This is a genomic window from Microbacterium rhizosphaerae, assembly GCF_034120055.1.
Classification (GTDB): Bacteria; Actinomycetota; Actinomycetes; order Actinomycetales; family Microbacteriaceae; genus Microbacterium; species Microbacterium rhizosphaerae.
This window is the reverse complement of the sequence record NZ_CP139368.1, coordinates 1,614,917-1,638,595: the sequence shown is the minus strand read 5'-3', so window position 1 is coordinate 1,638,595 and position 23,679 is coordinate 1,614,917. Positions and strand designations below refer to the sequence as shown.

Below are 23,679 nucleotides of genomic sequence, written 5' to 3'. Positions count from 1 at the left end.
AACCGCGGGAGACGCCCCTTCGAGGAAGTGCTTACGCCTTGGGAGCGTTGACGTCCGAGGGCAGCGCCTTCTTGGCGACCTCGACGAGCGAGGCGAAGGCCTTCGGCTCGTTCACGGCCAGCTCGGCGAGCATGCGACGGTCGACCTGCACACCCGCGAGGCCGAGGCCCTGGATGAAGCGGTTGTAGGTGATGCCGTTGGCGCGGCTCGCAGCGTTGATGCGCTGGATCCACAGGCGGCGGAAGTCGCCCTTGCGCTTGCGACGGTCCCGGTACGCGTAGACGAGGGAGTGGGTGACCTGCTCCTTCGCCTTGCGGTACAGGCGCGAACGCTGTCCGCGGTAGCCCGAGGCGCGCTCGAGGATGACGCGACGCTTCTTGTGGGCGTTGACGGCCCGCTTGACTCTAGCCATTTCTTTTCGTTCCTAACCTGTGCGGGCCGCTCAGCGGCCGAGAAGCTTCTTGGCGACCTTCGCGTCGCCGGGCGCGAGGACCTGGTCCTGCGACAGACGGCGGGTGCGGCGGGTGGGCTTGCCCTCGAAGTTGTGGCGGAGGTTCGCCTGCTGCTTCATGAGCTTGCCGGTGCCGGTGATCTTGAAGCGCTTCTTGGCACCGGAGTGCGTCTTCTGCTTCGGCATGTCGTTCCTTCGGTGGTGGGCCCCCGGAGGGGCTTCGTGGTGTTTCCCGCCGTGCGGGAGCCTCAACCCGCGGGTGCGGGAATCTGGGGGGAGTCCTACTCCGCCGCCGCCTCGGCAGCGGGGGCGGCGGCCGCGGGGGCCTCGCCGGACTCGGGTGCGGTACCGCCGCGCGCCTGACGTGCGGCCTCCTTGTTGGCGGCACGCGCGGCGTTCTGCTCGGTCTTCACCTCGGACTTGTTCTTGTGCGGGGCGATGACCATGACCATGTTGCGACCATCGATCGTCGGATTGGACTCGACGGTGCCGAACTCGGCCACGTCCTCCGCGAACTTGCGCAGCAGACGCACACCCTGCTCGGGACGCGACTGCTCGCGACCGCGGAACAGGATCATCGCCTTCACCTTGTCGCCGGACTGGAGGAAGCCCTCGGCGCGCTTGAGCTTGGTCGTGTAGTCGTGGGCCTCGATCTTCAGCCGGAAGCGGACCTCCTTGAGGACCGTGTTCGCCTGGTTGCGGCGGGCTTCCTTGGCCTTCTGCGCGGCCTCGTACTTGAACTTCCCGTAGTCCATGATCTTGACGACGGGCGGCTTCGAGTTGGGCGCGACCTCGACGAGATCGAGGTCGGCCTCCTGAGCCAGACGCTGCGCAACCTGGATGCTGACGACGCCGACCTGCTCGCCGTTCGGCCCGACGAGTCGGACCTCAGGCACACGGATGCGCTCATTGGTGCGGGGATCGCTGATGCGGAACTCCTCTTTCGTGCGGGTGGATGAGCCACCGCGGCACAGGGAGCGTCGCGGGCGGAAGAAGGAACACTCCACCCGGGCGCGGTGCGTTGCGCACCGGCTCCTGCACCCTGGCTACCCCCCGGAAGGGGCGGAGTGCTCGACCCGGTAGCCTGGAACGGCAAGCGCGGGTGGGATGTGATCCTCTTTCGTCTCGGAGCAGAACGCTCCGGAGCCCGCACAAGTCTATCAGAGAGTGTGACGTGGACACGATTCAGGGTGAGGACGGCCGTCAGGCGCAGTGGGAAGAGCGGGAGCGGGCGGCGGCATCCGCGACCCGCGACATCGCGGATGTGCCCGCTGTGGAGGTCATCACCACGGCCGCCGTCCACCTCATGAGCGCGGCAGCCGTGAAGGTCGGCCTCGCCGACGACCCCGGGACCCAGACCGACCTCGACGAGGCGCGCAAGCTCATCAACGCCCTCGCCGGCCTCATCACCGCGGGCGCGCCCGAGATCAGCGACATGCACGCGCGCTCGCTGCGCGACGGCCTCCGCTCGCTGCAGCTGGCGTTCCGGGAGGCGTCGGTCGTGCCCGACCCGATCGGGAAGGGCCCGGGCGAGAAGTGGACCGGCCCGGTCACCTGACCACCCCGCTCAGGGAAGTGCTCGGGATGCGGCGGCCAGCGTGCGCGCGACCTCGTCGTCGTCCGTCGCCCAGTTGCTGACCGAGAAGCGCAGCACAGAGCGTCCGTGCCAGCGGGACGACGACGCGAACGCCTCCCCCGCCGTCCGCAATGCGTCCGCCCACGCGTCCGTGCGCTCGTCCGTGTCGAGCGCCGCGCACACCTGGGTGAACACGACGTCGTTGAGGACCTCCACACCGGGCATCTCCGCCAGTCCGGCGGCGATGAGCGTCGCGCTGCGCGCGAGCCGATCCACCAGGGCGACCGTGCCGGCGCGGCCCATCGACCGCAGCGCGGCCCACGTCGGCACCCCGCGCGCCCGGCGTGACAGCTCGGGAACGCGGTCGTGCGGGTCCGCGTGGTCGGCGCTCGCCACCGTCGCGAGGTAGGCGGCCGACATCCCCATCGCCGCGCGCAGCGCCCGGGGATCCGCGACGATCGCGACACCGCAGTCGTACGGCACGCTGAGCGTCTTGTGCGCATCCGTCGCCCACGAGTCCGCGCCCACGAGACCCTCGGTGAGCTGTCGGGTGCGCGGCGAGGCCGCCGCCCACAGCCCGAAGGCTCCGTCGACATGCACCCAGGCTCCGGCTGCGTGCGCGACGGCGATCGACTCGGCGAGCGGATCGAAGGCGCCGGAGTGCAGATTGCCGGCCTGCAGCGCCACGATCGCCGGGCCCTCCCCGTCCGTCAGCGCCGCTGCGAGCGCCGCCGGCGCGATCCGCCCCTGATCATCGGCATCCACCACCCGCGGTGCACCGAGACCCGCCATCCGGGCGGCGTGATCGACGGTGTCGTGACGCTCGGCGCCGACGAGGAGACGGATGCGGGGTCCCCCCGCGAGCCCGTGCACGGCGGCGTCCCAGCCGGCCCTGCGCAGGACCTCGTCGCGGGCCGCGACGAGGCACGTGAAGTTGGCCATCGTCGCACCGGTCACGAAGCCCACGTCGGCGGTCGGCGGCAGGCCGAGCAGATCCAGGATCCACTCCGCCGCGAGCTCCTCCGCCGCCACGACGCCCGGCGTCACCGCGCGCATCGCCGTGTTCTGATCCCACGTCGACACCAGCCAGTCCGCCCCGAGGGCCGCGGGCTGCGCACCGCCGATCACCCAGCCGTAGAACCGCGGGCTGCCCATCGCCATGATCCCCGGCTCGGCGGCGTCGGCAAGACGTGCGACGACGGCCTCGGCATCCTCCCCGTTCTCCGGAAGCTCGCGGCCGAGCGCGTCCTTCACGTCCTCCGCGTCGACGCGTGGTGCGATGGGACGGTCAGCGAGGCCGCGCCGCCACTCCACCGCACGCTCGTGCACGAGCGCCAGCACGGCGCGATCGATCTCGCCCCACGACGGATCGGCCATGTGCCCCACCTCCGCAGCATCCATCCGCACGCTACTCCGTGCGGCCCTGCGGCGACACGGGCGGCGCCGGCAGCGGCTAGGCGCCTCTGCGGAGCTTGACGGTCAGCGAGTCGACGAGCACGGCGATGCGGTCGTCGGCGGCCCAGCGGTGCGCGAGCCGGGCCAGCACGGCATCGAGCTCGGCCTGATCGAGGCCCGCCATGAGCTGCAGCTCGACGACGAGCTCGGGTCCGCGCAGGCGGCCGGTCGGGTCTCCGGGGGCGACCGCGAGGTCGATGACGGCGAGCTCGCCCGCGATGCTCCGCTGGAGTGCCGCGTAGACCTCCGGCGAGCGGTAGGACGGCTCCCATGTGAGGCTCTGGCCGATCGCCCAGACCGCGGGGCGGCGTAGCACGAACTCGGTGTCCGAGGCCGGGTCGATCACGATGAGGTCGGTCTCGTCGCCCGCCGCCGCCAGCGCCGTGCGCACGCCCTCGACGGGGATCGGCCGGGCCGCGGCATCCCATCGTCCGAGGGTCTCGACCGACGTGAAGACGGGGAGGATGCGGCGGCCGTCGGGGGCCGCCACCGTGACGATCGACAGCTCCTGCGTCTTGTCGACGGGCAGGCCGTGCGCACCCACCTCGAGCGATTCGTGATCCGGTCCCTGAGCCTGTGGAATCGCGCCCTTCTCGGCCACCAGGGGGATCAGCAGGCGCGCCGCGCGGTACGCGTCGACGATCGCGACCTCGTCACCCTCACCGGCGCGGAACGCCGTCAGCGCCGCGAGCAGCGCCGGGTCGGCGGAGCCGTCGTCTGCCGCGTGCGGGTTCGGCTCGAACGAGCGGCCCTGCCACGGCTGTCCCGCGGAGTCGGTGGAGTGCGCCCGATGGTCGTGCGCGGGGCCCGGATGCCGGGCGTCAGCGTCCTGCGACATCCAGCGCCTCGGGCAGCGTGAATGCACCCGCGTACAGCGCCTTGCCGACGATCGCGCCCTCGACCCCGAGCGGCACGAGCTCGCGCAGCGCAGCGATGTCGTCGAGGCTCGAGATGCCGCCGGAGGCGACGACCGGCTTGTCGGTGCGGTTCGCCAGCTCGCGCAGGAGCTCGAGGTTCGGGCCGCGGAGCGTGCCGTCCTTGGTCACGTCGGTCACGACGTAGCGGGCGCATCCGGCCTCCTCGAGGCGCGCGAGCACCTCCCAGAGGTCCCCGCCCTCGCGGGTCCAGCCGCGCGCGGCGAGGGTCGTGCCGCGCACATCGAGACCGACTGCGATCGCCTCGCCGTAGCGGTTGATGACGTCGGCCGCCCACTCCGGGTTCTCCAGCGCCGCGGTGCCGAGGTTCACGCGCGTCGCGCCGGCCTCGAGGGCCGCCTCGAGCGAATCGTCGTCGCGGATGCCACCGGACAGCTCGATCCGCACTCCGCGCACCTGGTGGATCACGCGGCGGAGGATCGACGCGTTGCTTCCGCGGCCGAATGCGGCGTCGAGGTCGACGAGGTGGATCCACTCCGCGCCCTGATCCGCCCAGGCCCGCGCGGCATCCACGGGGTCTCCGTAGCTCGTCTCGCTGCCGGCCTCGCCCTGTGTCAGGCGCACGGCCTTGCCGTCGGCGACGTCGACGGCGGGCAGCAGGACGAGACGCGGGGTGTCGGAGAACAGGGTCATGGAGTCTCTCGTGTTTCTTCAGGCGATGGATGCGGCGACTCGTCGCCGCGCGACGTCAGAGCGTCGCGATCCAGTTGGTCAGCAGACGGATGCCGGCATCCCCCGACTTCTCGGGGTGGAACTGCGTGGCCGACAGCGGCCCGTTCTCGACGGCGGCGAGGAACGGCGAGCCGTAGTCGCACCACGTCAGGATCGGCTCACGCAGCGGCGCGGTGTCGTTGAGGTGCCACTGCTGCGCTGCGAACGAGTGCACGAAGTAGAAGCGCTCGTCCTCGATGCCCGCGAACAGCCTCGAGTCGTCGCCCGCGCGCACCGTGTCCCAGCCCATGTGCGGGAGCACCGGCGCGTCCAGTTCGGTCACGACGCCCGGCCACTCGCCGAGGCCCTCGGTGTCGTCCCCGCGCTCCACGCCGCGATCGAACATGACCTGCATCCCGACGCAGATGCCCAGGACGGCACGGCCTCCGGCGAGGCGGCGGTCGATGATCTCGTCGGCGCGGATCGCGCGCAGCGCGTCCATCACGGCACGGAAGGCTCCGACGCCGGGGACGACGAGCCCGTCGGCATCCCGGATGAGGGCGCGATCCGCGGTGAGGCGCGCGTCGGCACCCGCGGCGTCGAGCGCTTTCACGGCGGAGTGCACGTTGCCGCTGCCGTAGTCGAGGACGGCGACGAGCGGGCGGGAGCTCACAGGGCGCCCTTGGTGCTCGGGATGCCGACGACCTGCGGGTCGAGGGCTTTGGCCTGCCGGAAGGCGCGCGCGAGGGCCTTGTACTCGGCCTCGGCGATGTGGTGCGGGTCGCGGCCGCCGAGCACGCGCACGTGCACGGTCATGCCGCCGTGGAACGCGATGGCCTCGAACGAGTGGCGCACGAGCGAACCGGTGAAGTGGCCGCCGATGAGGTGGTACTCGAACCCGGCGGGCTCACCCTCGTGGACGAGGAACGGACGTCCGCTGATGTCGACGACGGCCTGCGCGAGCGCCTCGTCCAGGGGGACGATCGCGTCGCCGTAGCGCGAGATGCCCGACTTGTCGCCGAGCGCCTCGCGGATCGCCTGCCCGAGGACGATGGAGACGTCCTCGACGGTGTGGTGAGCGTCGATGTCGGTATCGCCCGAGGCGCGCACCGTGAGGTCGGTCAGGGAGTGCTTCGCGAACGCCGTCAGCATGTGGTCGAAGAAGGGCACCGTGGTGTCGATGCGGCTGACACCGGTGCCGTCGAGATTGAGCTCGAGCTCGACCGTGGACTCGCTCGTCGCACGGCGGACGGAGGCGGTGCGGGCGGACGTCATGACGCCGATTCTAGCGAGGCGAGGGCATCGAGGAACGCGGTCGTCTCCTCCTCCGTTCCCGCCGTGACGCGCAGGCTGTGCGGGATCCCGATGTCGCGGATCAGCACGCCGCGGTCGTACAGCTGCTGCCATGTGGCGTGCGGATCGTCGACGTCGCCGAACAGGACGAAGTTCGTCCACGACTCGTACGCGGTGTAGCCGAGCGCCTCCACCGTCGCCGAGATGCGGTCACGCTGCTCGACGATCTCATCGACGGCGCGCATCATCTCCGGCGCATGCCGGAGGGCCGCGCTGGCCGCGGCCTGTGTGAGAGCGCTGAGGTGGTACGGCAGGCGCACGAGTCGCAGGGCGTCGATGACATCGGGCGCAGCGGCGAGGTAGCCGACACGCGCGCCCGCGAACGCGAACGCCTTGCTCATCGTGCGCGACACGACGAGCCGGTCACGGTCGGGCAGCAGCGTCAGCGCGGAGCGCTCGTCCTTGGGCGCGAACTCCCAGTACGCCTCATCCACGATGACGATGCCGTCGGACGCGTCGTAGACCGCCTCGACGACCTCCAGAGAGAGCGGAGTGCCCGTCGGGTTGTTCGGCGAGCACAGGAACACGACATCCGGCCGCGCATCGGCGACCTGCGCTGCGGCGAAGCCGGGAGTCAGCGTGTAGTCGTGCTCGCGCTCTCCCGCGAGCCACGATGCTCCCGTGCCGCGAGTCAGGAGCGGATACATCGAGTAGGTGGGGCCGAAGCCGAACGCGGTGCGGCCCGGGCCGGCGAAGGCCTGCAGGACGTGCTGCAGAACCTCGTTGGAGCCGTTCGCTGCCCAGATCTGGTCGCGCTCGAGGCCGTGGCCGAGATAGTCGGCGAACCCCTCACGCAGTGCGGTGAACTCGCGGTCCGGGTACCGGTTCACGTCGCGCAGGGCGATGGCGACCGAGTCGAGGATGTCGTCTGCCACATCCTGCGGCACGGGATGCGTGTTCTCGTTGACGTTGAGGGCGACCGGGAGCGGAACCTGCGGCGCGCCGTACGGCTTCAGGCCGCGCAGATCGTCCCGGATGGGCAAGTCTTCGAGTGGGCTCACCCATCCCATCGTACGGGCCGAGACACGGGGTGTTTCGTCGTGGGTCGGTCCGTCAGCGCCCGGAAGAGTACTGCGCCGGAATCGCCAGCTCCTGCCCCGGGTCGACCGTCACGCTGTCGAGTGCGTTGAGGCGGATGATGCTGTCGACGACGTCGCGCGGGTCCGCCTGCGGCGCCACCTCTTCGGCGACGGACCACAGCGACTGGCCCGGCTCGACGGTGACCGTGCGGAAGTGGACCGGGGCGCTCGCATCCTTCGCGGCGAACGCCGCTCCCCCGCCGGCGACCAGTGCGACGACGATGCCGGCCACCGCCGGAAGGGCCGCCAGTCCGGCGACGACGCGACGACCCCGGAGCGTGAGCCGCAGACGCGTCCGGTGCACGGACCCTTCCGCGCGCGGCACCGCGCCCCGGACGCCGGTTGCAGTCATCCCGATGGTGGTCATGTCGTCCTCCTGGTGGCGAGAGGTTCGCACCGGGCGCTCGGCCGGGAGCGCCGGGTGCGAACTTCTCTTCCGAAGTTACTTTCGATGATCTAAACTGTCAAGCACGACGTCGAATCGGATGCGGATCCGGAGCGACACGCGCCGGCTTCGGCGGTGTTGCCGCGGTCACCGGATACGGTTTCGACAGGAAGAGCACATCACCGACCTCCGACATTCGAAGACGACTGCCAGGCGGCAGAAGACAGGAGAGCCTCATGACCGACACTCCGAGCACTCAGCGCGAACGCGCCGAGCGGCCGCAGACGCGTCGTCGCAAGAGCCTCAGTGACAAGCAGATGGCGATCCTCGAGGTCATCCAGCGCTCGATCGCGCGCTACGGCTACCCGCCGAGCATGCGCGAGATCGGGGATGCGGTGGGCCTGAAGTCGCTGTCGAGCGTGACCCACCAGCTCAACCAGCTCGAGCTCAGCGGCTATCTCCGCCGCGATGCGGGCAAGACCCGCGCCATGGAGGTGCTGATCGACATCCCGGGCGTCGCGAGCGAGAACCCGGCCGATACGGCGCCCGCGGTCGGCGATGCCGCGCTCGTCCCGCTCGTCGGCCGCATCGCGGCTGGCGTGCCGATCACCGCCGAGCAGCAGGTCGAGGAGATCTTCCCCCTCCCCCGCCAGCTCGTCGGCAAGGGCGACCTGTTCATGCTGAAGGTGGCGGGCGAGTCGATGATCGACGCCGCGATCTGCGACGGCGACTGGGTCGTCATCCGCTCGCAGGCGACGGCCGAGAACGGCGACATCGTCGCAGCGATGCTCGAGGGCGAGGCGACCGTCAAGACGTTCCGCCAGCGCGACGGCCACACGTGGCTGCTGCCGCGCAACTCCGCGTTCGAGCCGATCCTCGGCGACGACGCGACGGTGCTGGGCAAGGTCGTGGCGGTGCTGCGGGCCGTCTGAACCGTCAGGAACCGGCGGTCGCGTCCCGATCTCATCCTGATCGATGGATGCCGCGGCGGCCCCTCGTCCGCCACAATGGTCGCAAGCGCCCCCGTCGAGCGTCGGGGACAGGTGGGGACCGGCGCGATCAGCGCCGAGGAGAGGGGCACCCGGTGACCGACACGACCACAGAACCGCCCGTCGCGACGCCGAGCACGGCGGAGCTCGAGCGGCGCATCGCACAGCTGGAAGCAGAGAACGCGCGACTGGCTGCGGCCGGCGGGAGTGACGGCGCGAGCGACGACACGAAGGCGAAGCCCGGCGGGGGCCGCTGGCGGGCCTTCGTCTCGGCGCTGTGCATCGTCATCGCGGCGATCCTCGTGCCCGTCTCGATCGTGAGCGTGTGGGCGCGCACACAGCTCGTGGACGAGCAGACGTTCGTCGCCACGCTGGCGCCGCTCGCGAAAGACGTCCACGTGCAGAACCTCGTCATCAGCGAGGCCATGGACGCCATCGACGCCAAGGTCGATTTCAACGAACTCACCGGCAACGTCATCGACGGCATCTCGGGTCTCGGCCTCGGTCCGCGCGCGACCGACGCCCTCAAGCTCCTCCAGAAGCCCGCGGCCGACGGTCTGCACAACCTCGTCCAGACCGGCATCACGAAGGTCGTGCAGTCGGATCAGTTCGCCGATGTGTGGGCGACCGCCGTCCGCGGCGCGCACCGGGCGCTCGTCACGACGGCGACGTCCGACGGCAACGGCGCGTTCGTCCTCTCCGACCAGGGCCTCGGCCTGAGGCTCGGACCCATCGTCGACCAGGTCAAGCAGAAGCTCGTCGCGAGCGGGGTGGGCGCGGCATCCCTCATCCCCGCCATCGACAAGACGATCATCATCGGCGACGGCTCGGCGGTCGGCACGATCCGCACCGTGTATGCGATCGCCGACTTCGCCGGGCTCTGGCTCCCGTTCGTCACGCTGGCGCTCTTCGCCGCCGGCATCCTGATCGCGCGGCGCCGCTCGACGGCGGTGCTCGGCGTCGGCCTCGCCTTCCTGCTGAGCGGCGCCATCCTCGCCGGCGTCTTCTCCGCCGGCGACATCGCGGTCAACGGGGCTGCGACGGCGCTGAAGGTCTCCCCGTCCGCGCTCGACGTCATCTACACCACGCTCATCGACGACATGCAGCGCACGGCCCTCGTGATCGCCCTGCTCGGCGGGCTGATCGCGGTCCTCGGCTGGGTGACCGGGCGTTGGGCACCGGCGCGCCGCATCCGCGGGCTGTTCGGCGGTCTCAATGCGAGCGCCCGCACGTCGCTGGCCGCCCGGGGCATGGACACCGGGCGGTTCGGACTGTGGATGGGCCGGCAGCGGATCCTGGTCCGCACGATCATCGTCGTGCTCGCGGTCATCTGGCTGATCGCCCTGCGGCCCCTTTCTGCGGGCGACGTCGTGCTGGTGCTGATCGTGGCATTGCTCGTCACCTGGGTGCTCGAGCTGCTGCAGAAGCGCCCCGACGACGTGGAGCGCGAGGCAGCCGCCCACGTCGCCGAGGACGAGAGCCTCGCCGAGCAGTCGACGGTGCCGGTGCCCGCGATGGCCGGTGCGGGATCGGTGGATGAGGCGGTCATCCCGGACGCGACCTCCGCCGACACCGCCGTCATCCCGGACGCGGACGCGACCGACACCGCCGTCATCCCGGATGCTCCGGACACCCCGGCGGCGACCAAGGACACCCCGGCGGCGAAGACCTAGCGGCACCGGGCAGGGAGGCCGGCGCATCGCGCCAGCCCCCCTGCCTGTCTCACGCCGTGACGCGCAGACGCTGCCGGACGCCATCCGTCGCCTCGACGAGGTTCCGCAGCGCCGCCACGGTCTCGTCGTAGCCGCGCGTCTTCAGCCCGCAGTCGGGGTTGACCCAGACCTGGCGCGCCGGAATGCCCTCCACGGCACGCTCGAGCAGGCCCGAGATCTCCTCGACGCTCGGCACCCGCGGCGAGTGGATGTCCCACACCCCGGGACCCACGCCGTGCGAGAACCCGGACTCGGCGATGTCGGCGATCACCTCGCCGCGGCTGCGCGCGGCCTCGATCGACGTCACGTCGGCGTCGAGGGCCGCGATCGCGTCGATGACCACGGCGAACTCCGAGTAGCACAGGTGGGTGTGCACCTGTGTGGCGTCGGCGGCGCCGGCCGTCGCCAGCCGGAACGCACCCACCGACCAGTCGAGGTAGTCGGCCTGTGCGTCGGCCTTCAGCGGCAGCAGCTCGCGCAGCGCCGGCTCGTCCACCTGGACGATGGCGATCCCCGCGCGCTCCAGATCGGCGATCTCGTCGCGCAGAGCCAGGGCCACCTGGCGTGCGGTGTCCGCGAGCGGCTGGTCGTCGCGCACGAAAGACCACGCGAGGATCGTCACGGGACCGGTCAGCATCCCCTTCATCCGCTGGGCGGTGAGCGACTGGGCGTAGGTCGCCCACTCCACCGTGATGGGCGCCGGGCGCGACACGTCTCCCCACAGGATCGACGGGCGCGTCGCCCGCGAGCCGTAGGACTGCACCCAGCCGTGCTGCGTCACCGCGAAGCCGTCGAGGTTCTCGGCGAAATACTGCACCATGTCGTTGCGCTCGGGTTCGCCGTGCACGAGCACGTCGAGGCCGAGGTCCTCCTGCAGGGCGACGACGCGCGCGATCTCCCGGCGCAGGAAGCCCTCGTACTCCTCGACCGTGGACTCGCCGCGCACGAGACGACCGCGGGCGCGCCGGATGTCACCGGTCTGGGGAAACGATCCGATGGTCGTGGTCGGAAGGACGGGCAGGTCGAGCGCCGCATCCTGGGCCGCCACGCGCACCTCGTACTCGGCACGCCGGAAGTCGTCGCGCGTGAGAGCCGCTGCACGCTCGCGCACGGAGCCGTCGCGCACGCCGGGTGCCTCGCGACGATCGGCGAGGGCGAGGGATGCGGCGTCCAGCTCGTCGGCGATCGCCTCCCGGCCCTCGGCCAGTCCGCCGGCGAGCGTGACGACCTGCCCCACCTTCTGGTCGGCGAACGCGAGCCACGATGCGAGGCGCGCGTCGAGTGCGGTCTCGTCGGCGACGTCGTGCGGCACGTGCTGCAGCGAGGTCGACGTCCCCGCCGACACGGCGGCGGCGCCGTGCCGGCGCAGCTGCTCGAGTGCTTCGAAGGCGCCGGCGAGATCGCCGCGCCAGACGTTCCGGCCGTCGACGACTCCGCCGACGAGGGTCTTGCCGGCAAGGCCCGGGTGCGCGGCCGGCGCTGCGCCCCGCACGAGATCGACGGCGAGCGCCTCGACGGGTGCCTCCGCGAGCACCGGCCACGCGGCATCCGTCAGCTGCGCGTAGGGCGCTGCGACGAGGATGCGGGGGCGGTCCGCTGTCGCGCCGAGCACGTCGTACGCCCGGGCGGCTGCCGCAGCCAGCGCCTCTGGAGTCGCAGCGAGGCTCTCGCTCACCAGCGCCGGCTCGTCGAGCTGCACCCAGTCGGCGCCCGCCGCACGGAGGTCGGCGAGCAGCCGCGCATACACCGGCAGAAGGTCACCGAGCCGATCGAGGGGGGCGAAGCCGTCCGGAGCGGCGTCGGACGCCTTCGCCAGCGCGAGAAGCGTCACGGGACCGACCACGACCGGACGGGTCGTGAAGCCCTCGGCGCGCGCCTCCGCGACCTGCCGCGCGAACCGGTCGCTCGATGCCGCGAAGACCGTCTCGGGACCGATCTCGGGAACCAGGTAGTGGTAGTTCGTGTCGAACCACTTGGTCATCTCGAGCGGGGCGTGCCGTCCGTCGCCGCGCGCCGCCGCGAAGTACGCGACGAGACCGATCGCGCCATCGGCTCCGCGCAGGTCATCGAACCGCTCGGGCAGCGCACCCACAGCGGCCGCCGCATCCAGCACCTGGTCGTAGAAGGAGAACGATTCGGGGATGGCGGAGTCCCCGCGGCCGAGTCCGAGCTCGGCGAGGCGGGTGCGCGTCGCGCGGCGCAGGTCGGCGCCGACAGCTTCGAGCGCGGCTTCGTCGATGGCTCCGGCCCAGTGCTGCTCGATGGCGCGCTTGAGCTCGCGGCGGCGGCCGATGCGCGGGTAGCCGAGGATCGTCCCGGCGGGGAAGTCGGTCATGATCTGTCTCTCTTTCACTGCGGTGGATCGGTGTCGGGGCGGGAGGTCGGGTCGGATGTGCGGTGTCCCGAGTCGCCTTCCGGGGTCGCCGAACAGACCCGTCGGAGGGCCGACGGATCGCTCGACCGCCTGTTCGTCAGGCGGTGGCCAGGATGCCGGCCTCCCCCAGGACGGCCAGGACGGTGTCGTGGTTGTTGAACGCGAAGAGGTGGACGCCGGGCGCACCGCCGGCCAGCACATCGCGCGCCAGCCGAGCGGAGTGGGCGATGCCGATCTCACGCTGTCCCTCGGCCGTCGGCTCGACGTCGAGCGCGATGGCGAGGTCGCTCGGCAGCGACTCCTCGGTCAGCTCGAGCACGCGCCGGAGACGCTGGGGGGAGGTGATCGGCATGAGCCCCGGAAGGATCGGGATCGTCACGCCCGCCGCGCGGCAGCGCTCGACGAAGCCGAGGTACTGGTCGGCGTGGAAGAACAGCTGAGTGATGGCGAAGGTCGCACCCGCGGCCTGCTTGGCGAGGAGCGTGTCGATGTCGTCCCGCGCCCGGCGGGAGCGCGGATGCCCGTTGGGGAAGGCTGCGACGGCGATCTGCACCTCGTGTCGCCGGGCGACGCGGACAGCGCCGGGAAGGACGCCCTCCTCCGCGTACGGCGAGTGCTCGGCCTGCACGCGGTCGATCAGCTGGACCAGCTGCGCCGCGCTCTCGAGGTCGCCGGTATAGACGTCGTCCGGCGTGGTGCCGACCGGCGGGTCGCCGCGGAGGGCGAGGAAGTTCAGGATGCCGGCATCCAGGAACTCCCGGATGAGCGCGCTCGCGCCGCCGTACGAGTTCCCCACGCACGTGATGTGTGCGAGAGGCTCGACGTCCGTGGACTCGAGGATGTGCCGCAGGACCTCCAGTGAGCGGCCGCCGGTCGAGCCGCCGGCGCCGAACGTGACCGAGATGAAGCGCGGGTCGACCGCCGCGAGCGCGGCGATCGTCGCATGGAGCCGGTCGTGCGGCACGCCCGGGCGCGGCGGGTAGATCTCGAACGAGACGGGCGCGCCGGCGGGATCACCGCCGTGGGTGGCGTTGTGTGGCGTGGGCGACACGAGGGACATGGATCCTCTTCGGAAGGCGGAGGCCGGGCGGCCGCGGACGGCGCGCTTCTGAGCTGGGCACAGGAGTGCGTGTTGTCGCGGGCGGGTGCCGGGCTCGGCTGTCGCTCCCATCCGGCGCGGGGCCGGATGTGACTCCACGGTAGCGGACGGGGCCGGGCGGCAGATCGGTGTGACGGACTGTTTCACCGCGTACCGTGGAGCGCATGTCGCTGACGCTCCCCTACGGCTCGTGGCCCTCTCCCCTCTCCGCCGCGGAGGTCGCCGAGTCTTCTCCGCGCATCGACGGCGCGCGGTTCGCGGGCTCCGACGTCTGGTGGGGGCAGACGGTTCCGTCCGAGGGCGGACGGACGACGATCATGAGCCGCGCGGACGGATCTCTGCTCCCCCCGCCCTGGGACGCGCGCTCCCGAGTGCACGAGTACGGCGGCGGGGCGTGGACGGTCGCCGAGGGCGCGTTGGTCTTCGTGCAGAAGTCCGATCAGCGCGTGTGGATGCTGGCAACCGGAGGCGAGCCTCAGCCGCTGACTCCGGCCGGCCGGGGCATGCGCTTCGGCGGGCTCGTCTTCCAGTCGTCGCGACTGCTCGCGGTGCGCGAGACCCACGTGGACGGCGTGCGCGTGCCGCGCCACGACATCGTGTCGATCCCGCTCGACGGCTCGGCCGCCGAGGATCCGGGCGCCCTCGCATCCCTTGCCGGCGGAAGCGACTTCCTCGCGCAGCCTGCGCTCTCCCCCGACGGCACGCAACTGGCGTGGATCGCGTGGAACCATCCCGATATGCCCTGGGACCGCACCGAGCTGCGGCTCGCCACGCCCGGGGCGTCGGAGTGGACGGTCGTGTCGTCCGGACCGAGCCGAGCACCGCTGCAGCCCGAGTGGGACCGCGGCGAGCTGCTGTTCGCCGATGACCCGGAAGGGCGCTGGAACCTCTACCGCCGGCGCGATGGGGTCATCGAGCCCGTCGCACCCGCCGACGCGGACACCGGCGGCGCCCTGTGGGTGCTCGGCGAGCGCTGGTACGCGCCGCTGGCCGACGGGCGGATCGTCGCCGTGCGGACGAACGGCTCCGACGAGCTCGTCCTGGTCACCGCAGACGGTGTGCGCCCCGTCGCCGTCCCCGCGCACGCCGAGCTCGTCGTGGAAGACGTCCGGGGCGCGCAGGTGCTCGTCTCCGGAGTCGGGTCAGAAGGGCCGGGCCTCTGGCTCGTCGACGTCGACGCCCGGCGCGTCGAGACCGTCGCGGGCGGCGTCTCCCGATGGGGCGACGAATGGATGCCGCGCTCCCGCGCCGTCACGTTCGCCGGCGCCCACGGCGACGTGCACGCGTTCGCGTACCCGCCGACGAATCCCGCTGCCGCGGCGGGGGACGACGAGCTCCCGCCCTACGTCGTCTTCGTCCACGGTGGCCCGACGTCCCACGTCGGGGGCGCGGCATCCGCCAAGATCGCGTACCTCACGAGCCGCGGCATCGGCGTCCTCGACGTCAACTACGGCGGATCCACAGGCTACGGACGCGAGTACCGCGAGCGTCTGCTCGGACAGTGGGGCATCGTCGACGTGGACGACGTCATCGCCGCCGCGCGGGGCCTCGGGGAGGCCGGCATCGCCGACCCGGCACGCATCGCGATCGCCGGCGGATCGGCCGGCGGATGGACGGTGCTCAGCGCCCTCGTCCGCGGCGGCGGCTTCGCCGCAGGCATCAGCCGGTACGGGGTCGGCGACCTGCGTGCGCTCGCCGACGACACGCACGACTTCGAATCGCGGTATCTCGACGGCCTGGTGGGGCCGCTGCCCGAGGCGTCGGCGCTCTACACGGAGCGATCTCCCCTGACCCACCTCGACCGGATCGCCGTGCCGCTGCTCATCGAGCAGGGGCTCGACGACCCGGTCGTCCCGCCGTCGCAGTCCGAGGCCGTGCGGGACGCGCTGGCGGCCCGCGGCGTTGCGCACGCCTACCTCGCGTTCGAGGGTGAGAGCCACGGTTTCCGCCGTGCCGAGACGATCGTCCGCACCCTGGAGGCCGAGGTCGCCTTCCTCGGCATCGTCTTCGGCTTCACGCCCGACGGACTGCCGTCCCTCGACCTCGGCTGAGGCCCGTGAGCCGACGCGTCAGTCGATGCGCCGATTGACGGCGAACGGGGCGAAGTCGGCGGCCAGACGCTCGGACACGTAGGCATGCAGCGCGGTGCCGCCCTCCTCGTGCTCCTGCGAGACGATGTGGCCCGACTCGTGCGCGGCCGACACCAGGTCGCCGCGGTCGTACGGCACGAGCGCGTGGATCTCGACCGCCGGCAGCGGCAGCGTCGCCTCGATGCTCGCCCGCAGCTCGTCGATGCCCTCGCCGGTGCGCGATGACACGAACAGCGCGTTCGGCGCCAGGCCGCGCAGCACGAGCCGGGTGTCGGGGTCCACCAGATCGGCCTTGTTGAAGACCACGATCTCGGGGATGTCACGGGCACCGACCTCGCCGATCACGTCGCGCACGGTCGCCAGCTGGGCAGCCGGATCGGGATGCGACCCGTCGACCACATGCACGACGATGTCGGCGTCCGCCACCTCTTCGAGGGTCGACCGGAAGGCCTCCACGAGCTGGTGCGGGAGGTTGCGCACGAAGCCCACGGTGTCGGTCAGCGTGTACACGCGGCCGTCGGCTGCCTCGGCGCGGCGGACCGTCGCATCCAGCGTCGCGAACAGGGCGTTCTCGACCAGCACGCCCGCGCTCGTCAGCCGGTTCAGCAGCGACGACTTGCCGGCGTTGGTGTACCCGGCGATCGCGACCGAGGGGATCGTGTTCCGCTTGCGCTCGGCGCGCTTGGCCTCGCGCGCGGGCGCGAAGTCGCGGATCTGCCTGCGCAGCTGCGCCATGCGGGTACGGATGCGTCGACGGTCGAGCTCGATCTTCGTCTCACCGGGTCCGCGCGAACCCATGCCCGCACCGCCCGCACCGACCTGACCGCCGGCCTGCCGGCTCATCGACTCACCCCAGCCGCGCAGGCGGGGAAGGAGGTACTCGAGCTGGGCGAGCTCGACCTGAGCCTTGCCTTCACGGCTCTTCGCGTGCTGGCTGAAGATGTCGAGGATGACCGTCGTCCGGTCGATGACCTTGACCTTGACGACGTCCTCGAGGGCACGGCGCTGGCTCGGCGCGAGCTCGGTGTCGGCGATCACCGTGTCGGCCCCGACAGCCGCGACGATCCCGCGCAGCTCGTCCGCCTTGCCGCGTCCCACATAGGTGGCCGGGTCGGGATGCGGGCGCCGCTGCAGCACGGCATCCAGCACGACCGCGCCGGCAGTCTCGGCGAGAGCTGCGAGCTCGCGCAGAGAGTTCTCGGCATCCTCGGTCGCACCCTGCGGGTGCACGCCCACGAGCACGACGTTCTCGAGACGCAACTGGCGGTACTCGACCTCGGTGACGTCCTCCAGCTCGGTCGACAGACCGGGGACGCGCCGCAGCGCCGCGCGCTCCTCACGATCCCACTGCTCGCCGTCGGTGTCGGCGGTGCCCACCGTGCCGGCATCCTGCAGCGCCTGCGCTGCTCCGAACGTCCGCGCGGTCGCCCGCGATTCGGCGTGCCCCAGCACGCGCTCGACCGCATCCGTCGGGACGGCATCCACGGGGATGCGGTCCTTTTGCATGCTGTCGTTCGACGTCTCCGTCATGTTCTCCTCTCGAGGCCCTCTCGGGCATCCTTGAACTCTAGCCTCCCGCGCGAGCCTCCTCCTCCGCTACGCTCGCACCTATGGGTAGCGACCACTACTTCACGTCGTCACCCGCAAGCCCCGAGAATCTCCGCACGCTGCACGTGACCCTGGGCGGTCGCGCACTCGAGGTGACCACGGCAGGCGGTGTCTTCAGCCCCGATCGGCTCGACACCGGCACCCAGGTGCTCCTCTCCAACACTCCCCCGCCACCGGCCGGGGGGCAGCTGCTGGACCTCGGCTGCGGGTGGGGCCCCGTTGCGATCTCGCTCGCGCTCGACGCGCCGCACTCCACCGTGTGGGCCGTCGACGTGAACGAACGTGCGCTCGATCTCGTCCGTCGGAACGCGGCGTCCCTCGGCCTCCACAACATCAACGCCGTGACGCCGGACGATGTTCCCGACGACATCACGTTCCGCACGATCCGCTCGAACCCGCCGATCCGCGTCGGCAAGCACGAGCTGCACGGCCTGCTCGAGCGCTGGATCCCGCGCCTCGACGAGCGCAGCGACGGCTGGTTCGTCGTACAGCGCAACCTCGGCTCCGATTCGCTGCAGCGCTGGCTCGCGAGCAGCTTCGACCACGGCTACGGCGTCTTCCGCTCGGCCACGGCGAAGGGATACCGCGTCCTCAAGGTCCGCCGACACGGCACGCCGCCGACAGACGCCATTCCGCTGCCGTAAGCCGCGCCGAAGCCTCGGTCTCGGACCACGACGACGTCGTCGCCGCGGGCCTCTCAGGCGAGGGCGACCTCGCCGGTGAAGACGAGAGCGGCGGGTCCGGACAAGTGGACGTGCCCGTCGGCGACGCGCACGCCGAGCTCGCCGCCGGGCACGCCGACCACCCAGTGGTCGGGTGCGGCGCGTCCCGCCCAGTCGCGGACGGCGAGAGCGGATGCGGCGACTCCGGTGCCGCAGCTGAGGGTCTCGCCCACACCGCGCTCGAACACGCGCATGCGGATGCGGCCCACGCCGTCGGTGACGAGCGGATCCGCCGGCACGACGAACTCGATGTTGGCGCCGGCGGGCGGCTCGGGGTGCAGTTGCGGGCGCGCGGTGAGGTCCAGGCCGTCGAGCTCCTCGTCGCTCGGGAGCGCGACGACGACGTGCGGGTTGCCGACATCGACGCCGAGGCCGGGCCGCGGGACGTCGAGTCCGCGTGCGCGCACGAGGATGTCGCCCTCCTCGGTGCGGAACTCGCCCAGGTCGACCTCGTAGCCGCGCTCGCTCCGGCTGACGACCTTGATGCCCGCACGCGTGCCGATCGGGACGGGCGCTTCGAACGACGCGAGGCCGGTCTCCTCGAGGTACTTGGCGAAGACGCGGATGCCGTTGCCGCACATCTCGGCGATGGAGCCGTCGGCGTTCCGGTAGTCCATGAACCACTCCGCGCCGGCCGTCTGCGCACCGTCCGGGATCGCGCGCGAACGCACGACTCGGAGGATGCCGTCCCCGCCGATGCCGAAGCGCCGGTCGCAGAGCACGGCGACCTGATCCGCGGACAGATCGAGGGCGCCTTCGGGGTCCGCCACGATCACGAAGTCGTTGCCCGTGCCGTGACCTTTCGTGAAGGGGACGGTCGTGGACATGCGATCAGTCTAGGGCGCCGGCCCGGTCGGCCAGCTCGGCGGCGGAGGCGCCCGTCGCGACCCACTCGATGCCCGGGTAGCGCTTGAACCACGAGACCTGCCGCCGCGCATAGCGACGCGTGAGCGCCTGCGTCTCGCCGATCGCCGCGTCCTCGGCCTTCTCACCGGTCAGCTGCGACAGCGCCTGCGCATATCCGATCGCGCGTCTGGCCGTGACGCCCCGCTCGAGTCCCTCCCCGCGCAGGCGGGAGACCTCGTCGACGAGCCCGTCCGCCCACATCCGCTCGACCCGTCGATCCAGGCGCGGAACGAGCTGTTCGCGGTCGGTGTGCACTCCGACGATGCGCGTGTCGGGGTGCCACAGCACAGGCTCGTCCGGAAGGGCTGCGCCGTGGGTCGCCTCGCCCTGAGCGAGGACCTCGAGGGCGCGGACGATGCGACGGCCGTTTCGCGGATCGACCCGCTCCGCGGTGTCCGGGTCCAGCGAGCGCAGCCGCGCGTACAGCACACCCGGACCTTCGCGGTCGAGCTCGGCCTCGAGTCGTGCCCGGAGCTCGTCGTCGTGCGGCGGGAAACGGAAGTCGAAGATGACGCTCGACACGTAGAGCCCCGACCCTCCGACGAGGATCGCATCCTTGCCGCGTTCGTGGATGCCGCCGATCGCGGCCCGCGCCGCCTCCTGGTACCAGGCGACGGCCGCCTCCTCGGTGACGTCGAGCACGTCGAGAAGGTGATGAGGGATGCCGCGACGCTCGGCGAGCGGCAGCTTGGCGGTGCCGATGTCCATGCCGCGGTACAGCTGCATCGCATCCGCGTTCACGATCTCCGCCGGTCGCCCGCGAGCGTCCAGGACCTCGGCGAGGTCGAGCGAGAGGGCGGACTTGCCTGTGCCGGTCGCCCCGACGACGGCCCACACGCGCACGCTCATCCTCGTCCCCCGCGTGAGGGTGCCGGGGTCACACGCCGATGCGGAGTGTCGGCAGTCCGAGCGACACCGCGCCACTGGGCGTCGAGCCGTGCGCGGGGACCGCACAGGACTCGGCCTGCGAACGGTCCCACGCGTCGCCGGCGCGCGTGCGGCGGATGCGCAGGGGTGCGCCGTCGGGAGCATCGGCGAGCAGATGGAACGGAGCGGCGTGGGTGATCACGACCGAGACGACATCGCCCGGACGCGGGACGTCCGATCCCTCCGGCACCTCGAAATGCACGAGCCGGTTGTCCTCGGCACGGCCGGTCAGGCGGTGGGTCGCCGCATCCTTCTTGCCCTCGCCCGTGGACACGAGCACCTCGACCTCGTGGCCCACCTGCCTGTGGTTCTCCTCGAGCGAGATGCGCTCCTGCAGGGCGATGAGCCTGTCGTACCGCTCCTGCACCACATGCTTCGGCACCTGGTCATCCATGGTCGCGGCCGGGGTGCCTTCACGGATCGAGTACTGGAACGTGAAGGCCGCGGTGAACCGCGCGGCCTCGACGACGCGCATCGTCTCTTCGAAGTCCTCGTCGGTCTCGCCCGGGAACCCCACGATGATGTCGGTCGTGATCGCCGCATTCGGGATCTTCGCCCGCACGCGGTCGAGGATGCCGAGGAACTTCTCGCTGCGGTACGAACGCCGCATCGCCCGCAGGATGCGGTCGCTGCCCGACTGCAGCGGCATGTGCAGCTGCGGCATGACGGCGGGCGTCTCGGCCATCGCGTCGATCACGTCGTCGGTGAAGGCGGCCGGATGCGGGCTCGTGAAGCGGATGCGCTCGAGTCCCTCGATCTGCCCCGCCGCGCGCAGCAGCTTGCCGAAGGCCTGCCGGTCGCCGAACTCGACGCCGTAGGAGTTGACGTTCTGGCCGAGCAGGGTGACCTCGATCGCGCCGTCCTCGACGAGAAGGCCGATCTCGCTCAGGATGTCGCCGGGCCGGCGGTCCTTCTCCTTGCCTCGCAGGCTCGGCACGATGCAGAAGGTGCAGGTGTTGTTGCAGCCCACCGAGATCGACACCCAGCCGGAGTGCACGCTGTCGCGCTTGGTGGGCAGGGTCGACGGGAAGACCTCGAGCGACTCGAGGATCTCGAGCTCGGCCTCCTCGTTGTGGCGTGCGCGCTCCAGCAGGCGCGGGAGCGAGCCCATGTTGTGCGTGCCGAACACGACATCGACCCATGGCGCCTTGTCGAGGACCGTCTGCTTGTCCATCTGGGCGAGGCAGCCGCCGACGGCGATCTGCATCCCCGCGTGGTGTTCCTTGCGGGACTTCAGGTGTCCGAGCGTGCCGTAGAGCTTCCCGGCTGCGTTGTCGCGCACCGCGCAGGTGTTGATCACGATGATGTCGGCCTCGCCGCCGGCCTCGACCGGGACGTAGCCGGCGCTCTCCAACGAGCCCGACAGTCGCTCCGAGTCGTGCACGTTCATCTGACAGCCGAACGTGCGCACCTCGTACGTGCGGGCACGACCGTCGGGAGCGAGCGCAGCGGGCGAGGGCGCGATGATCGTCGGCGCTGGAGACGGAGTGGTCATGATGCATGCCATTCTACGAGGCGGTCCGCCGCGTCGGCCGCCTGGTCAGCTGATGCGTCGTCGCATGCGCACGGCCGAGAGAGCCGTGCACACCACCGTGATGCCAACGAGCAGCAGCACGATGAACCACGTCGGTACCGCCCAGTCGCCGACAGTCAGATCCACGCCGTACAGGGCGCGCAGCGTCTCCCGCGCTCCGGGAGCATGGACGGTGATCACGGTGAGTGTGCCCTCCGAGAACTCGCGCCGCAGGAGCATGCCGGCCTGTGCGAAGGGCAGCGCCGCGAGGGCCGACCCGACGGTGGCGGGGAACGCCCCGATGGGAATGTAGGCGGCGGCGATGAAACCGAGCACCGTGCCCACGATCGTCGCGAGACCCGAGAACGCGCCGCTGGTGCGGACGAAGGAGACGATGAGAGCCGAGATCGACGTGAACGCGATGCACGAGAGCACCACGATCCCGACGATGCGCAGGAGCGCGGGCACGCCCAGCCAGCTGCCGCGCACCAGCCCGAGATACAGGACACTGACCATGAGGACGACGAGCGAGAGGATGACGGCCACCACGACAGCGGAGAGCAGGTAGCCGAGCACGAGTTGACCCCTTCTCAACGGTGCGACCAGGAAGTCCCGGAACCGCCCGGACTGGTCATCGTCCACCAGCACGGCCAGTCCGCCCAATCCGGTGGTGACCGTCGTGATGAGGACGATGCCCGCGAACATCCAACTGTCCACGAACGTCTGCACGTCGGCGGTCGTCGCCCCGGGGAGTGACGCGGCCAGGTTCGCCGTCTGGAGGTTTCCGAGGAAGAGCGTGTAGAGAGCGAACAGGATGATCGCTCCGAGCAGCGAGAAGAACACGTTCAGACGATCGCGGAAGAAGATGCGCAGGTTGCGGCCCACGATCGCGAGGACGACGCTCATGCGGCGTCCATCTGCTCGGCGGAGCGTCCGGTGAGCGCGAGGAACACGTCATCCATCCGTCCGTGCCGGAACTCGAAGTCGCGGACATGATCCCCGTGAGCGGCGAGGAGCATTCGCGCGTCGTCGGCGCCCGCGACACCGATGACCACTCGCTCGGCATCCCTCACAGGATCGGCGCCCGCCGCGCGCGCCGAGGCGATCAGGCTCTCCGGATCCGCGGTCGTGACGGTGAGGATGCTCCGGCTGTACATCGCTCGTAGACGTGCAGGCGTATCGTCGGCGATGATCCGTCCGTCGTCGATCACACAGACCCGGGCTGCTTCCTCTGTCTCTTCGAGATAGTGCGTGGTGAGGAAGATCGTCAGGTCGCCCCGCGAGCTCAGCTCGTGAAGAGTGCGCCACACCAGTGCCCGACTCGCCGGATCGAGTCCCGCCGTCGGCTCGTCGAGGAACAGCACCGCTGGTTCCTGGAGGAGCGCGCGGGCGATGTCGACCCGGCGACGCTGCCCACCGGACAACGCCCCGTAGCGGCGCTCGAGGAACTCCTCGAGTCCGATCAGACCGGACAGTTCGGCGATCCTGGCGTCGAGGGATGCCGCATCGACGCGCGAGAGGCGCCCGCGCAGCCGCAGGTTCTCCCGCACTGTCAGCATCGGATCCAGCAGAGACTCCTGGAAGACGACGCCGATCGTCTGGCGCACGCGCTCTCCTTCGCGATGCACATCGAACCCCTTCACGCGCACGTCCCCGGCGTCGAACGGGAGCACTGTCGTGAGACATCCGATCGTCGTGGACTTGCCGGCCCCGTTCGTTCCGACGAAGGCGAACACCCCTCCGTCATCCACCGAGAAGGAGATGTCGTCGACCGCGACCTTCTCGCGGTATCTCTTCGTCAGTCCTCGGACCTCGATCGCCATTGCGTCCCCCGTCCTGTGCCGCGATCGACAC

At 71.1% G+C, this 23,679-nt stretch carries 23 protein-coding genes; 5 read left to right on the top strand and 18 right to left on the bottom strand.

Going from position 1 to position 23,679, the window contains the following annotated elements; translation table 11 throughout:
• Positions 1-31 precede the first annotated feature (31 nt).
• From rplT to infC, 3 genes are all read right to left on the bottom strand, one after another.
• Entirely contained in the window at positions 32-412 is a 381-nt protein-coding gene (rplT, locus tag SM116_RS07125; protein WP_320943758.1) for a 50S ribosomal protein L20, read from the bottom strand.
• Between the two features lie 30 nt (positions 413-442).
• A complete protein-coding gene (gene rpmI, locus SM116_RS07120) occupies positions 443-637 on the bottom strand; it encodes a 50S ribosomal protein L35 (protein ID WP_320943757.1) in 195 nt (64 codons plus the stop codon).
• Between the two features lie 95 nt (positions 638-732).
• Positions 733-1,425 carry a translation initiation factor IF-3 gene (gene infC / locus SM116_RS07115; RefSeq protein WP_425563251.1) on the bottom strand — a complete coding sequence of 231 codons (693 nt, stop codon included), beginning with the start codon at positions 1,423-1,425 and terminating at the stop codon, positions 733-735.
• 209 nt (positions 1,426-1,634) lie between these two features.
• On the opposite strand from infC, the gene SM116_RS07110 reads away from it, so the two are divergent.
• Positions 1,635-2,009 (top strand): DUF1844 domain-containing protein, encoded by a 375-nt coding sequence (locus SM116_RS07110; RefSeq protein ID WP_320944120.1) that lies wholly within the window; start codon positions 1,635-1,637, stop codon positions 2,007-2,009.
• A gap of 9 nt (positions 2,010-2,018) precedes the next feature.
• On the opposite strand, the gene SM116_RS07105 is transcribed toward SM116_RS07110, so the two are convergent.
• The 7 genes from SM116_RS07105 to SM116_RS07075 are packed head-to-tail and all read right to left on the bottom strand — an operon-like array spanning position 2,019 to position 7,852.
• Positions 2,019-3,428 carry a pyridoxal phosphate-dependent decarboxylase family protein gene (locus tag SM116_RS07105; RefSeq protein WP_320943756.1) on the bottom strand — a complete coding sequence of 470 codons (1,410 nt, stop codon included), beginning with the start codon at positions 3,426-3,428 and terminating at the stop codon, positions 2,019-2,021.
• A 52-nt stretch (positions 3,429-3,480) separates the two neighbouring features.
• A complete protein-coding gene (locus tag SM116_RS07100) occupies positions 3,481-4,320 on the bottom strand; it encodes an SseB family protein (protein WP_320943755.1) in 840 nt (279 codons plus the stop codon).
• Positions 4,304-5,050, bottom strand: a complete 747-nt coding sequence (gene priA, locus SM116_RS07095; RefSeq protein ID WP_320943754.1) for a bifunctional 1-(5-phosphoribosyl)-5-((5-phosphoribosylamino)methylideneamino)imidazole-4-carboxamide isomerase/phosphoribosylanthranilate isomerase PriA — start codon at positions 5,048-5,050, stop codon at positions 4,304-4,306. Before priA ends, SM116_RS07100 begins: the two co-directional genes overlap by 17 nt.
• Positions 5,051-5,105: 55 nt before the next feature.
• The gene (gene hisH / locus SM116_RS07090) at positions 5,106-5,741 is read right to left on the bottom strand and encodes an imidazole glycerol phosphate synthase subunit HisH (protein WP_320943753.1); all 636 of its coding nucleotides are present in this window, start codon (positions 5,739-5,741) and stop codon (positions 5,106-5,108) included.
• Positions 5,738-6,343 (bottom strand): imidazoleglycerol-phosphate dehydratase HisB, encoded by a 606-nt coding sequence (gene hisB, locus SM116_RS07085; protein WP_320943752.1) that lies wholly within the window; start codon positions 6,341-6,343, stop codon positions 5,738-5,740. Before hisB ends, hisH begins: the two co-directional genes overlap by 4 nt.
• Positions 6,340-7,431: a histidinol-phosphate transaminase gene (locus tag SM116_RS07080; protein WP_425563250.1), complete on the bottom strand. Its 1,092-nt coding sequence runs from the start codon at positions 7,429-7,431 to the stop codon at positions 6,340-6,342. The genes hisB and SM116_RS07080 overlap by 4 nt, the downstream gene beginning before the upstream one ends.
• Positions 7,432-7,474: 43 nt before the next feature.
• Positions 7,475-7,852, bottom strand: coding sequence for a LysM peptidoglycan-binding domain-containing protein (locus SM116_RS07075; RefSeq protein ID WP_320944119.1), 378 nt, complete (start codon positions 7,850-7,852; stop codon positions 7,475-7,477).
• Between the two features lie 269 nt (positions 7,853-8,121).
• Here SM116_RS07075 and lexA point away from each other — a divergent pair, with 269 nt between their 5' ends.
• Positions 8,122-8,817: a transcriptional repressor LexA gene (lexA, locus tag SM116_RS07070; RefSeq protein ID WP_320943750.1), complete on the top strand. Its 696-nt coding sequence runs from the start codon at positions 8,122-8,124 to the stop codon at positions 8,815-8,817.
• Positions 8,818-8,969: 152 nt separating this feature from the next.
• Complete coding sequence (locus tag SM116_RS07065; RefSeq protein ID WP_320943749.1) at positions 8,970-10,547, top strand: hypothetical protein; 1,578 nt, start codon at positions 8,970-8,972, stop codon at positions 10,545-10,547.
• 49 nt (positions 10,548-10,596) lie between these two features.
• Here the strand turns inward: SM116_RS07065 and metE are convergent, their stop codons facing one another.
• Complete coding sequence (gene metE / locus SM116_RS07060) at positions 10,597-12,921, bottom strand: 5-methyltetrahydropteroyltriglutamate--homocysteine S-methyltransferase (protein ID WP_320943748.1); 2,325 nt, start codon at positions 12,919-12,921, stop codon at positions 10,597-10,599.
• A 136-nt stretch (positions 12,922-13,057) separates the two neighbouring features.
• Positions 13,058-14,020, bottom strand: coding sequence for a methylenetetrahydrofolate reductase (locus SM116_RS07055; RefSeq protein ID WP_425563249.1), 963 nt, complete (start codon positions 14,018-14,020; stop codon positions 13,058-13,060).
• A 203-nt stretch (positions 14,021-14,223) separates the two neighbouring features.
• On the opposite strand from SM116_RS07055, the gene SM116_RS07050 reads away from it, so the two are divergent.
• Positions 14,224-16,110, top strand: a complete 1,887-nt coding sequence (locus SM116_RS07050) for a S9 family peptidase (protein ID WP_320943746.1) — start codon at positions 14,224-14,226, stop codon at positions 16,108-16,110.
• 18 nt (positions 16,111-16,128) lie between these two features.
• On the opposite strand, the gene hflX is transcribed toward SM116_RS07050, so the two are convergent.
• Positions 16,129-17,655 (bottom strand): GTPase HflX, encoded by a 1,527-nt coding sequence (hflX, locus tag SM116_RS07045; RefSeq protein ID WP_320944118.1) that lies wholly within the window; start codon positions 17,653-17,655, stop codon positions 16,129-16,131.
• Positions 17,656-17,759: 104 nt separating this feature from the next.
• Here hflX and SM116_RS07040 point away from each other — a divergent pair, with 104 nt between their 5' ends.
• The gene (locus SM116_RS07040) at positions 17,760-18,401 is read left to right on the top strand and encodes a class I SAM-dependent methyltransferase (protein WP_320943745.1); all 642 of its coding nucleotides are present in this window, start codon (positions 17,760-17,762) and stop codon (positions 18,399-18,401) included.
• A 53-nt stretch (positions 18,402-18,454) separates the two neighbouring features.
• Here SM116_RS07040 and dapF read toward each other — a convergent pair whose 3' ends face one another.
• The 5 genes from dapF to SM116_RS07015 are packed head-to-tail and all read right to left on the bottom strand — an operon-like array spanning position 18,455 to position 23,648.
• Positions 18,455-19,306 carry a diaminopimelate epimerase gene (dapF, locus tag SM116_RS07035; RefSeq protein WP_320943744.1) on the bottom strand — a complete coding sequence of 284 codons (852 nt, stop codon included), beginning with the start codon at positions 19,304-19,306 and terminating at the stop codon, positions 18,455-18,457.
• Positions 19,307-19,310: 4 nt separating this feature from the next.
• Positions 19,311-20,234: a tRNA (adenosine(37)-N6)-dimethylallyltransferase MiaA gene (gene miaA / locus SM116_RS07030; protein WP_320943743.1), complete on the bottom strand. Its 924-nt coding sequence runs from the start codon at positions 20,232-20,234 to the stop codon at positions 19,311-19,313.
• A gap of 28 nt (positions 20,235-20,262) precedes the next feature.
• Complete coding sequence (miaB, locus tag SM116_RS07025; protein WP_320943742.1) at positions 20,263-21,807, bottom strand: tRNA (N6-isopentenyl adenosine(37)-C2)-methylthiotransferase MiaB; 1,545 nt, start codon at positions 21,805-21,807, stop codon at positions 20,263-20,265.
• 45 nt (positions 21,808-21,852) lie between these two features.
• Positions 21,853-22,731 carry an ABC transporter permease gene (locus SM116_RS07020; protein ID WP_320943741.1) on the bottom strand — a complete coding sequence of 293 codons (879 nt, stop codon included), beginning with the start codon at positions 22,729-22,731 and terminating at the stop codon, positions 21,853-21,855.
• Positions 22,728-23,648, bottom strand: coding sequence for an ABC transporter ATP-binding protein (locus SM116_RS07015; RefSeq protein WP_320943740.1), 921 nt, complete (start codon positions 23,646-23,648; stop codon positions 22,728-22,730). The genes SM116_RS07020 and SM116_RS07015 overlap by 4 nt, the downstream gene beginning before the upstream one ends.
• Positions 23,649-23,679: the final 31 nt, after the last annotated feature.

Excerpts from the sequence above, each read along its gene's own strand:
- rplT (WP_320943758.1), bottom strand. The coding sequence starts at position 412 with ATGGCTAGAGTCAAGCGGGCCGTCAACGCCCACAAGAAGCGTCGCGTC.
- rpmI (WP_320943757.1), bottom strand. The coding sequence starts at position 637 with ATGCCGAAGCAGAAGACGCACTCCGGTGCCAAGAAGCGCTTCAAGATC.
- SM116_RS07105 (WP_320943756.1), bottom strand. The coding sequence starts at position 3,428 with ATGGATGCTGCGGAGGTGGGGCACATGGCCGATCCGTCGTGGGGCGAG.
- SM116_RS07100 (WP_320943755.1), bottom strand. The coding sequence starts at position 4,320 with ATGTCGCAGGACGCTGACGCCCGGCATCCGGGCCCCGCGCACGACCAT.
- priA (WP_320943754.1), bottom strand. The coding sequence starts at position 5,050 with ATGACCCTGTTCTCCGACACCCCGCGTCTCGTCCTGCTGCCCGCCGTC.
- hisB (WP_320943752.1), bottom strand. The coding sequence starts at position 6,343 with ATGACGTCCGCCCGCACCGCCTCCGTCCGCCGTGCGACGAGCGAGTCC.
- SM116_RS07080 (WP_425563250.1), bottom strand. The coding sequence starts at position 7,431 with ATGGGATGGGTGAGCCCACTCGAAGACTTGCCCATCCGGGACGATCTG.
- SM116_RS07075 (WP_320944119.1), bottom strand. The coding sequence starts at position 7,852 with ATGACTGCAACCGGCGTCCGGGGCGCGGTGCCGCGCGCGGAAGGGTCC.
- lexA (WP_320943750.1), top strand. The coding sequence starts at position 8,122 with ATGACCGACACTCCGAGCACTCAGCGCGAACGCGCCGAGCGGCCGCAG.
- metE (WP_320943748.1), bottom strand. The coding sequence starts at position 12,921 with ATGACCGACTTCCCCGCCGGGACGATCCTCGGCTACCCGCGCATCGGC.
- SM116_RS07055 (WP_425563249.1), bottom strand. The coding sequence starts at position 14,020 with ATGTCCCTCGTGTCGCCCACGCCACACAACGCCACCCACGGCGGTGAT.
- SM116_RS07050 (WP_320943746.1), top strand. The coding sequence starts at position 14,224 with ATGTCGCTGACGCTCCCCTACGGCTCGTGGCCCTCTCCCCTCTCCGCC.
- hflX (WP_320944118.1), bottom strand. The coding sequence starts at position 17,655 with ATGCAAAAGGACCGCATCCCCGTGGATGCCGTCCCGACGGATGCGGTC.
- SM116_RS07040 (WP_320943745.1), top strand. The coding sequence starts at position 17,760 with ATGGGTAGCGACCACTACTTCACGTCGTCACCCGCAAGCCCCGAGAAT.
- dapF (WP_320943744.1), bottom strand. The coding sequence starts at position 19,306 with ATGTCCACGACCGTCCCCTTCACGAAAGGTCACGGCACGGGCAACGAC.
- miaA (WP_320943743.1), bottom strand. The coding sequence starts at position 20,234 with ATGAGCGTGCGCGTGTGGGCCGTCGTCGGGGCGACCGGCACAGGCAAG.
- miaB (WP_320943742.1), bottom strand. The coding sequence starts at position 21,807 with ATGACCACTCCGTCTCCAGCGCCGACGATCATCGCGCCCTCGCCCGCT.
- SM116_RS07020 (WP_320943741.1), bottom strand. The coding sequence starts at position 22,731 with ATGAGCGTCGTCCTCGCGATCGTGGGCCGCAACCTGCGCATCTTCTTC.
- SM116_RS07015 (WP_320943740.1), bottom strand. The coding sequence starts at position 23,648 with ATGGCGATCGAGGTCCGAGGACTGACGAAGAGATACCGCGAGAAGGTC.